This window comes from Achromobacter sp. 1011811831 (assembly GCF_059760905.1).
Genome location: NZ_JCBANG010000011.1, coordinates 75,218 through 85,445 on the forward strand (window position 1 = coordinate 75,218; position 10,228 = coordinate 85,445).

At 65.9% G+C, this 10,228-nt stretch carries 8 protein-coding genes; 1 reads left to right on the forward strand and 7 read right to left on the reverse strand.

All coding sequences use genetic code 11. The features are described 5' to 3' along the window. Nucleotides 1–59 precede the first annotated feature (59 nt). The 3 genes from AC6LJ9_RS06760 to AC6LJ9_RS06770 all read right to left on the reverse strand — a co-directional run bounded on the left by AC6LJ9_RS06760 (nucleotide 60) and on the right by AC6LJ9_RS06770 (nucleotide 4,695). Nucleotides 60–782, reverse strand: coding sequence for a VOC family protein (locus AC6LJ9_RS06760; RefSeq protein WP_498146952.1), 723 nt, complete (start codon nucleotides 780–782; stop codon nucleotides 60–62). A 15-nt stretch (nucleotides 783–797) separates the two neighbouring features. Next, nucleotides 798–3,533, reverse strand: coding sequence for a preprotein translocase subunit SecA (secA, locus tag AC6LJ9_RS06765; protein WP_212314339.1), 2,736 nt, complete (start codon nucleotides 3,531–3,533; stop codon nucleotides 798–800). Nucleotides 3,534–3,708: 175 nt separating this feature from the next. Continuing rightward, nucleotides 3,709–4,695 (reverse strand): M23 family metallopeptidase, encoded by a 987-nt coding sequence (locus AC6LJ9_RS06770; RefSeq protein ID WP_498146961.1) that lies wholly within the window; start codon nucleotides 4,693–4,695, stop codon nucleotides 3,709–3,711. A 127-nt stretch (nucleotides 4,696–4,822) separates the two neighbouring features. Here AC6LJ9_RS06770 and AC6LJ9_RS06775 point away from each other — a divergent pair, with 127 nt between their 5' ends. Then, the gene (locus AC6LJ9_RS06775; protein WP_103272498.1) at nucleotides 4,823–5,227 is read left to right on the forward strand and encodes a flagellar hook-length control protein FliK; all 405 of its coding nucleotides are present in this window, start codon (nucleotides 4,823–4,825) and stop codon (nucleotides 5,225–5,227) included. A 350-nt stretch (nucleotides 5,228–5,577) separates the two neighbouring features. Here the strand turns inward: AC6LJ9_RS06775 and lpxC are convergent, their stop codons facing one another. From lpxC to AC6LJ9_RS06795, 4 genes are all read right to left on the reverse strand, one after another. Further along, entirely contained in the window at nucleotides 5,578–6,501 is a 924-nt protein-coding gene (gene lpxC, locus AC6LJ9_RS06780) for a UDP-3-O-acyl-N-acetylglucosamine deacetylase (protein ID WP_498146953.1), read from the reverse strand. Between the two features lie 301 nt (nucleotides 6,502–6,802). After that, nucleotides 6,803–7,987, reverse strand: a complete 1,185-nt coding sequence (gene ftsZ, locus AC6LJ9_RS06785; protein ID WP_103272496.1) for a cell division protein FtsZ — start codon at nucleotides 7,985–7,987, stop codon at nucleotides 6,803–6,805. A 185-nt stretch (nucleotides 7,988–8,172) separates the two neighbouring features. Continuing rightward, nucleotides 8,173–9,399: a cell division protein FtsA gene (gene ftsA / locus AC6LJ9_RS06790; RefSeq protein WP_102775405.1), complete on the reverse strand. Its 1,227-nt coding sequence runs from the start codon at nucleotides 9,397–9,399 to the stop codon at nucleotides 8,173–8,175. A 4-nt stretch (nucleotides 9,400–9,403) separates the two neighbouring features. Further along, nucleotides 9,404–10,228: a cell division protein FtsQ/DivIB gene (locus AC6LJ9_RS06795; RefSeq protein WP_498146954.1), complete on the reverse strand. Its 825-nt coding sequence runs from the start codon at nucleotides 10,226–10,228 to the stop codon at nucleotides 9,404–9,406.

Consider the following 10,228-nt stretch of genomic DNA (forward strand, 5'->3'; position numbering starts at 1 on the left):
CGATCAGAAGGAAAACACGCGGGAAGGAAATGCGGTTGGACGCCAACGGCGTCCGGGGATCAGAGCCCGGTATCCAGCGCGTAATGCGCGCCGTCCCGGTTCTCCAGCGTCAAGGCCGACAGGGTCGGATGCACGGCTTGCGGGTCTTCGCTGACATGGATCCGCAGATTGGCCAGCGGCACGTCCCAGCCGCCGTCCTTGCCAGCTTGCGCGGTCACGCCGGCGACCAGCGCCAGGCGTTGCGCGGCGGCATGGGCGTCGGCCGCGCGGGCATCAATGCGCAGCAGGCTGCGCGCGCCATTGGGATGGGACATCAGCGCCGGAGACCAGACGCACTCGGGCGTCAGGTGACGACAGAAATACATGCGGATGCCGGGCAAGGGCTGCTCGGCAAAACGCACGGTATGAAAGCGCGCGGTGACTTCGCGCCCGTCCAGCAGGGCGGGACGGCTCAGTTCCTGCACCGGATTCACGGCAAAGCCGGCGGCGCGCAGCCGCTCGTAGGTGGCTTCGGCGTCGTGCGTGCGGAAGACCAGGGCTTCCAGCCCGAACGGCGAATCGGCGATTTCCTTGCGCGCCGGCGGCGCGCCGGGCGGCCAGCCCAGCAACTCGATGTACGTGCCCTCGAGCACGATCAGGCGGTTGCACGACCCCAGGTTGTGCACCGCCTTGTCGCTCAGGTGAAAGCCCTGGCGCTCGAAATGCGGCGCCAGCGCATCCAGCCGGTCGCGCACCATGACCACGGCGTGGTCGAATTCGGTGCGGCCGACTGCATGCAGCATGGTCTCAGGCTCCACTCAGACCAGCTTGCCGTGGCACTGCTTGTACTTCTTGCCGCTGCCGCAGGGGCAGGGATCGTTGCGGCCGACCTTCGGCAGCACGTTGCGCACCGGCTGGGCGCCGCTGTCGTCGGCGGAACTGGCCAGCGCTTCGTCGTAGTCGGAGTGGTGGTACTGCACGTTCTGCACGTGCGGCTGCGCCGCTTCGGCCTCGGCCTGCTCGACCTGCTCCTGCGACTGCACCCGCACCGTCATCAGCACGCGCACCACATCGTCGCGGATACGGTCCAGCATGCCGGAGAACAGTTCGAAGGCTTCGCGCTTGTATTCCTGCTTGGGATTCTTCTGCGCGTAGCCGCGCAGATGGATGCCCTGGCGCAGGTAATCCAGCGAGGACAGATGCTCGCGCCAGTGCGTGTCGATGGCCTGCAGCATGATCGAGCGCTCGAACTGCGACCACGATTCCGTGCCCACCTGCTCGACCTTCGCCGTGTAGTTCTGGCGCGCGGCGGCGACCACGCGTTCGCGCAGGTCCTCGTCGGTGATGTTCGGCTCTTTTTCGAGCATCTCGGTCAGCGGCAGCTGGATCTGCCAGTCGGCTTCCAGCGCCTTTTGCAGGGCCGGCACGTCCCACTGTTCTTCCACCGATTCCGGCGGCACGAAGGTGTTGAACATCTCCGTGACGGCGGCGTCGCGCAGGTTCTCGACCATCGCGCCCACGCTGGCGGCTTCCAGCACTTCGTTGCGCTGCGAGTACAGCACCTTGCGCTGGTCGTTGGCGACGTCGTCGTACTCGAGCAGCTGCTTGCGGATGTCGAAGTTGCGGCCTTCGACCTTGCGCTGCGCGGTCTCGATGGAACGCGTCACCATGCCGGCCTCGATGGGCTCGCCCTCGGGCAGCTTCAGGCGTTCCATGATGGCGCGCACGCGATCGCCGGCGAAGATGCGCATCAGCGGATCTTCCAGCGACAGGTAGAAGCGCGACGAACCCGGGTCGCCCTGGCGACCGGCGCGGCCGCGCAGCTGGTTGTCGATGCGGCGCGATTCGTGGCGCTCGGTGCCGATGATGCGCAGGCCGCCGGCTGCCTTGACCTGCTCGTTCAGCGGCTTCCATTCGGAACGCACCTTCTCGATGCGCAGCGTCTTCTCGGTTTCCGTCAGCGACTCGTCGGCGCGGATCAGGTCGATCTGCTTGTCCGCGCTGCCGCCCAGCACGATGTCGGTGCCGCGGCCCGCCATGTTGGTGGCGATGGTGATATGGCCCGGCTTGCCGGCCTCGGCGACGATCTCGGCTTCGCGCGCGTGCTGCTTGGCGTTCAGCACTTCGTGCTTGAGCTTGGCCTTCTGCAGCAGGCCGGCCAGCAGCTCGGAGTTCTCGATGCTGGTCGTGCCCACCAGCACGGGCTGGCCGCGCTCGTGGCAGTCGCGGATGTCGTTGAGGATGGCGTTGTACTTTTCCTCGTTGGTCTTGAAGACCTGGTCGTTCTGGTCCTTGCGGACCATGGGCTTGTTGGTCGGGATGATGACCGTTTCGAGCCCGTAGATTTCCTGGAATTCGTACGCTTCCGTGTCGGCCGTGCCGGTCATGCCGGACAGCTTCTCGTACATGCGGAAGTAGTTCTGGAAGGTGATCGAGGCCAGCGTCTGGTTCTCGTGCTGGATCTTCACGCCTTCCTTGGCCTCGACGGCCTGGTGCAGGCCGTCCGACCAGCGGCGCCCGACCATCAGGCGGCCGGTGAATTCGTCGACGATGACCACTTCGCCGTCCTGGACCACGTACTGCTGGTCGCGGAAGAACAGCGTGTTGGCGCGCAGCGCCACCATCATGTGGTGCATCAGCGCGATATGGCGCGGATCGTACAGCGACTCGCCCTCGGGCAGGATGCCCAGGCGCGCCAGGATGCCTTCGGCATTGACGTGGCCGGCTTCCGACAGGTAGACCTGCTGGCTCTTTTCATCGACCCAGTAGTCGCCTTCGGGTTCCGGCTCCTGCGGCTTGGGCTCGGTGGCCATGCGCTTGAGCAGCGGCGGCACCGCGTTCATGCGGATGTAGAGCTCGGTGTGGTCTTCGGCCTGGCCGGAGATGATCAGCGGCGTGCGCGCCTCGTCGATCAGGATGGAGTCCACTTCGTCGACGATCGCGTAGGCCAGCGCCCGCTGGCGGCGGTCCTCGACGCGGTACTCCATGTTGTCGCGCAGGTAGTCGAAGCCGAATTCGTTATTGGTGCCGTAGGTGATGTCGGCGGCGTAGGCGGCCTTCTTTTCCTCGTTCGGCTGCTGCGGCACGACCACGCCCGTGGACATGCCCAGGAAGCGGTACAGGCGCCCCATCCAATCGGCGTCGCGGCGGGCCAGGTAGTCGTTGACCGTGACCACGTGCACGCCCTTGCCGGCGATCGCGTTCAGGTAGACCGGCAGCGTGGCCATCAGCGTCTTGCCTTCGCCCGTGCGCATTTCGGCGATCTTGCCGCTATGCAGGACGATGCCGCCCAGCATCTGCACGTCGAAATGGCGCATGCCGAACACCCGCTTGCCGGCTTCGCGCACCACGGCGAAGGCTTCGGGCAGCAGGTCGTCCAGCGACGTGCCCTGGGCATGACGGGAACGGAATTCGTCGGTCTTGGCCGCCAGTTCCGCGTCGGAAAGCGCGGCGATCTTGGACTCCAGTCCATTGATCTGGGTTACCAGCTTGCGATACTGCTTAAGCAGCCGATCGTTGCGGCTACCTATGAGTTTTTTGAGCAGAGAAACCATGCGTGTGTCGGCCGCACAGGCCACGCCGCGGCCATGCAGGCCTGGGCAGCGTCACCCGTGACTTTATGTTATTGGTTGAGCGGGGGTCCGCCGGGAAACGAACCAGTTTAACGCACCTGCGGCGTAATAGCCTGGAACTATGATCAGGCCATCACGCTTGCGACCGGCTGCGGGATCAGCGCGTGGCGCTGTCCGTGCCGGCCGCACGGGCCACGGCCGGCGGGGCGTTCTGCTGCGGCCCCAAGAACAGGCGCGGGTCCAGCGGCTGGCCAGCCAGCCGCACCTCGAAATGCAGGTGCGGACCGGTGGAGCGTCCGGTGCTGCCAACGCGAGCGATCTGCTGGCCGCGATCGACCAGTTGCCCCTGCTTGACCAGCAGCGACGAGGCATGCGCGTAGCGGGTGATCAGGCCGTCGCCATGGTCGATCTCGACCATGTTGCCGTAGCCCGGATGGAACTTGGATTCCAGCACCACGCCGCCCGAGGCGGCAAGAATGGGCGTGCCCGGCGGCGCGGAGAAATCCAGCCCTTCGTGCAGCGCCGAGCGGCCCGTGACCGGGTTGCGGCGCCATCCGTAGGACGAACTCAGATAGGGATAATCGGTGATGGGCATGGCGGTCGGCATGCGCGCCTGGTCCGCCGAACGCTGCGTCAGCGCGGCGTCCAGCAGCTTCAGGTTGTCGGACTGCTGCGCCAGCCTGACCTGGATGTCGTCCAGCTGCCGGCCCAGTTCCTCGGCCGAGGCGGCCGTGGGCGGCGCCTGGTCGGTGAACAGATCATCCATGACGCCCGAGGCTTCGGGCTGGGCCGGCACGCTCGGCTGCGCCGAGGCAAGCTGCTTGGCCAGCTCGGGATCGGTATAGGCCACGCCCGCCACCTTGGCCACGCGCTGGCCCAATCCGTCGATGCTGACCAGCTTGGCCTGGAGCGTGCCGATCTTCGCCGCCAGCAGATTCATGTTGCCGCGCAGGAAATCGGCATCGCGCCCGGTGTCCTCGGCCAGCGGCCAGCCCACGGCGCGCACGGCCGGCAGGTCAGAAGTGAAGTATCGTTGGATGGCGGCGCCGAAAATGGCTGCCGTGACCAGCGCGCCCCCAAGAAACAAGGCCAGGTGCGCCCCGCCGAGGGTGAAATGCCCGTCCCGCCCGTCGCGGGCGTGCATAATCACGATTTTCAAGGTTGTGCTTCCTAATTCTAGAGACGGCATGAATAGACCCACTTCATTCCGCCAACGTTCCAATTCCAGCCGGCGAGGGGAAAATACCGCCCTGGGATGGCTGGGTCATGACATGCGGGGCGCCGGCGTCCTGGCGACTGCCCGCAAGCACTTGCAAATCCAGTACGCGGTGGCGGCGCTATTGCCGGCCCCGCTGGGCTCCGTCTGCCAGGTAGGCAAGCTGGAAAACCAGCGCCTGCTGCTGGTGGTGCCCGGCCCCGCCCATGCGGCGAAGCTGCGTCAATTGGCTCCGCGCATCGCGCAAAGCCTGGCGGACCAAGGCTGGAACCTTAACGAAATTGCCGTGAAGGTACAAGCCGGCCTGCCCAAGCCCGGCGCCCGTCAACCGAAGCCGCCGAAAGAAGCGCAACCGCTGGGCGATACCGCCCTGGGCGCGTTCGAGACCTTGCACCACAATTTGCGGCCCGGCCCGCTGGCCGATGCCGTGGCGAAGCTGCTGAAGCACCACAAAGAGTAGCCGAAACCCGCGGGCTTTGCCCGCCCCGTCCCCGCATCATGGAACCCGACGCCCCGGATAATCAGGGACGGCCTGCTCGCTCGGATGCCGGGCGGACGATGCAGGAACCCCCCGCGCCGGCGGCGCAAGCATCCCGCACGCCCTGCCTGGGCGCGCGGCGCCTTTCATAAGTGTGTCCTGCCCCTGAAAGGTTCCCGGATGGGACGCATTCACTGCAACGACGGTCCGGAAATCACCAAATGATCGGCACGGGCCGGGCAGCTCGAATGCGGACGACTTGAAATGGACGGCGCAAATGAAAAGGCCGTCCCAAGGACGGCCCGCATCGGATTAGTCCGAGAAAAACAGCCTCAGGCCAGCTTCCACTCGTGACGGAATGCCTGCGGGGCGTCCGCCTGGGATTCATAGGTGATCAATTCCCACGCATCCTGCTGCGCCAGCAGCGCGCGCGCCAGCTGGTTGTTCAGCCCGTGCCCGGACTTGCAGGCCACGTAGCGCGCCACCAGCGGCTTGCCCAGCAGATACAGGTCGCCGATGGCGTCCAGGATCTTGTGCTTCACGAATTCGTCGTCGTAGCGCAGCCCGTCGCTGTTGAGCACGCGGTACTCGTCCATGACGATGGCATTGTCCAGGCTGCCGCCGCGGGCCAGGCCCATCGAGCGCAGCGCCTCGACTTCGTTGACGAAGCCGAAGGTGCGTGCGCGGGCGATCTCGCGCACGTAGGAATGGGTGGCGAAATCGATCTCGGCAAAATTGGCCGTGGAGTCGATCGCGGGATGGCGGAAATCGATCGAGAACGCCAGCGCGAAGCCGTCATGCGGCTCGAGGCGGGCCCATTTCTCGTTGCGGCCTTCGCCCTCGCGGATTTCGACGGGCTTGAGCACGCGGATGAACTGCTTGGGCGCATTCTGTTCGACGATGCCAGCCGAGCGCAGCAGGTAGACGAACGTGGCCGCGCTGCCGTCCATGATGGGGACTTCTTCGGCGGTCAGGTCGACGTGCAGGTTGTCGATGCCCAGGCCGGCCAGCGCCGACATGAGATGCTCCACGGTGGAAACGCGGACATTGCCTTGTTGCAGCACCGACGCCATGCGCGTGTCGCCGACGCCGGCGGCTTGCGCGGGCAGGTCCACGACCTCGGGCAGGTCGACGCGGTGAAATACGATCCCGGTGTTGGGCTGTGCCGGGCGCAGGGTGAGCTCTACCCGCCGTCCGGAGTGGACGCCGACGCCTGTCGTGCGGACGAGATTCTGAATGCTGCGCTGTCGGAACATGACAATAAGGGATATTTAAGCCAGGAAGCTAGCAAGATGACACGCATATTGCCGGCATAACCGACGTATTGTAACTCTGTCCGATCCCCGACGCCAACGGCGGCGTCCGAATCGACCGGTAAAACCGTCCCTTTTTGATGCCGCGCAAGGGAAACGCGGACCGCTCCGCCTCCGGCCCGCCCGCGGGGACAGGCGGGCCGGAGATGAGGGAGTGCGGATGAGCTGCCAGGCCGCTCTTCAGGCTGATGCTGCGGCGCCGGGCGCCGAGTTCAATCTATAGAGCGTCCAGGCGGCTCCAGGTTCAATCCGCTTGCTTGCGCAGGAAGGCCGGGATATCGAAGTGATCCATACCCGAGCTTTCCAGCGCACGCACCTGGGCCGACGCCTGGCTGCGCGGGTTGCGCATGACAGACGGCATGTCCAGGTTGCGGTAATCGCCCTGGCCGGCGGCCGGCATCCCGCCCAGGGGCAGGTTGTCGGTGCCGGTGCGCAGCGCCTCGGCGGTGGTCTGCACCAGCTGCGGACGAGCTTGCGCACGGCCCAGGCCGGTCGCAACCACGGTCACGCGCAGGTTCTCGCCCATCGACTCGTCATAGGCCGTGCCGAAGATCACGGTCGCGTCTTCCGAAGCGTAGCTGCGGATCGTTTCCATGATTTCGCGCGTTTCGCGCATCTTCAGCGTGCGGCTGGCGGTGATGTTGACCAGCACGCCGCGAGCGCCGTTCAGGTCCACGCCTTCCAGCAGCGGGCAGGCGATGGCCTGCTCGGCGGCGACGCGGGCGCGGTCAGCGCCCGATGCCGAAGCCGTGCCCATCATGGCCTGGCCCTGCTCGCCCATGATCGTCTTGACGTCTTCGAAGTCGACGTTCACGTTACCTTCGACGTTGATGATCTCGGCAATGCCCGCGCAAGCGTTGTGCAGGATGTCGTCGGCCGAGCGGAAGCAGTCTTCCTGGGTGGCGTCCTCGTCCATCAGCTCATACAGGTTCTCGTTGAGCACCACGATGAGCGAATGCACGTGCTTGGCCAGCTCGGAGATGCCATCCTCGGCCATCTTCATGCGCTTGTTGCCTTCGAAGGAGAAAGGCTTCGTGACCACCCCGACGGTCAGGATGCCCAGCTCCTTCGCCACTTCGGCCACGACCGGGCCTGCGCCCGTGCCGGTGCCGCCGCCCATGCCGGCGGTGATGAAGACCATGTGCGCGCCGTTCAGGGCGGCACGGATCTCCTCGCGCGCGGTTTCGGCCGAAGCGCGGCCCTGCTCCGGCTTGGCGCCGGCGCCCAGGCCGGTGCGGCCAAGGCGGATCTGCACCGGGGCATTGGTCGCCGCCAGCGCTTGCGCATCGGTGTTGGCGCAGATGAAATCCACGCCGTTCACGCCGTTGCGAATCATGTGCGAAACGGCATTGCCGCCCGCACCGCCCACACCAACGACCTTGATTACGGTCCCTTTGGTGTTGTTCTCAAGCATCTCAAAGTTCATCATGATGACTCCCTCACAAGTCCGTGTATGCAAATCACAAAAATTCCCCAACAACCTATTTTTTGTGAATCGCCTCAAAGCCGAAGCCGATCTCAGGATCCGCAACGGGTTTGAAGCGCCTCCCCTTCTGGCCCGCCCCGCCCGACTGCTGCGGCGCGCGCCAAGGAACAGGCCCCTGCCCTGCCCCCTCAATTCATGAACCACTCCTTCATGCGCGCCAGCAGGCTCTTGAAGTTGCCGGTCTGCGCGGCGACCTTGCGGCCACGCACGCGCTGCATGCGCGCCTCTTGCAGCAGCCCCATCACGGTCGAGAAGCGCGGGTTGCGCATCACATCGGCCAGGCTGCCTTCGTATTCGGGCACCGCCACGCGCACCGGCTTCAGGAACACATCCTCGGCCAGCTCGACCATGCCGGGCAGTTGCGCGGAACCGCCAGTCAGCACCACGCCGGACGCCAGCAGGTCTTCGTAGCCGGAATCGCGCACCACCTGCTGCACCAGCGTGAACAGCTCTTCGACGCGCGGCTCGATCACGGCGCCCAGCGCCTGGCGCTTGACCTGGCGCGGACCGCGGTCGCCCAGCCCCGGCACTTCCACGGACTCGTCCGGGCTGGCCAGCACCTGCTTGGCCACGCCGTAGCGCAGCTTGATTTCCTCGGCATCGGGCGTGGGCGTGCGCAGCATGGCCGCGATGTCGTTGGTGATCTGATCGCCGGCGATCGGCAGCACGGCGGTGTGGCGGATCGCGCCGCCGGTGAAGATCGCCACGTCGGTGGTGCCGCCGCCGATGTCGACCAGCACCACGCCCAGTTCCTTTTCGTCCGCGGTCAGCACGGCCAGGCTGGAGGCCAGCGGCTGCAGGATCAGGTCCTGCACTTCCAGGCCGCAGCGGCGCACGCACTTGACGATGTTCTGCGCGGCGCTGACGGCACCGGTCACGATGTGCACGCGCACTTCCAGGCGCAGGCCGCTCATGCCGATGGGCTCGCGGATGTCTTCCTGGCCGTCGACGATGAACTCCTGCGTCAGCACGTGCAGCACCTGCTGGTCGGTCGGGATGTTCACCGCCTTGGCGGTCTCGATGACACGGGCGACGTCGGTGGCGGTGACTTCCTTGTCCTTGACGGCGACCATGCCGCTGGAATTGAAGCTGCGGATATGGCTGCCGGCGATGCCGGTATAGACGTCGCGAATCTTGCAATCGGCCATCAGCTCGGCTTCTTCAAGCGCGCGCTGGATGGAGTTCACGGTGGTCTCGATATTGACGACCACGCCCTTGCGCATGCCGCGCGATTCATGCTGGCCTAGGCCCAGCACTTCGAACCGCCCTTCAGGCAGGATTTCAGCCACCACAGCCACCACCTTGCTGGTGCCGATATCGAGGGCGACGATAAGGTCCTTGATGTCACGGGTCATGGCGTTAGCGTTTCTTGGGAGGTTTCGGTATGGATTTGGACTTGGTTTCCGACGGCGGCAACGGGGCCAGCGCCAGTGCGAAACCATTGGGATAGCGCAGGTCGGCCTGGGTGATGGTGCGCCCTTCCAGGCGTCCGGCCACGGCGGGCCACGCCTGCACAAAACGTTGAATGCGCGCCGCGAACGGCAGCGCGCCCGGCAGGCCGTGCGGATCCGGCGCGTCGGCGCCCGGATCCCGGCCCAGGTCCAGCAACATGCCGTTGGACAGCACGACGCGCCAGGCGTAGCGGGGACTCAGCTCGAGCTGCTTGACGTGCATGTCCAGCGGCGCGAACCAGCGCGCCAGCTCGGCATAGCGCTGCACCACCAGCGACTCGGTGCCTTCGGGTCCGGAGAACTGCGGCAACACGGTTTCGTCGTCCACCTCGCCCGTATTGGCCGTGAACGCCTCGCCCCAGGTGTTGATCATCTGGTTCTCGTTCCACAGCGCCAGCGGCTGCTGCTCCTCGATGCGCACGCGCAGCACGTTCGGCCAGATGCGCCGCACGGTAGCGTGCCGCACCCAGGGCACCGACTCGAAGACCGTGCGGGCGTCGTCCAGGTCCACGGTGAAGAAGTTGCCCTTGAAGCGACCCGCGATCGCCGCGCGCACCGCGCCCGGCGAGACATAGTGCAGCTCGCTGTCCGGCATCGGCTCCAGTTCGATGGCTGACAGCGTGAAGTACGGACGCTGCGCCACCCACGCCACGCCCGCCAGGAGCATGGCGCCGACCGCCAGCACGGCAAGCGTGTTGGCGATCAGGTTGGTAGTTCGGGCGTCGTTCCACAC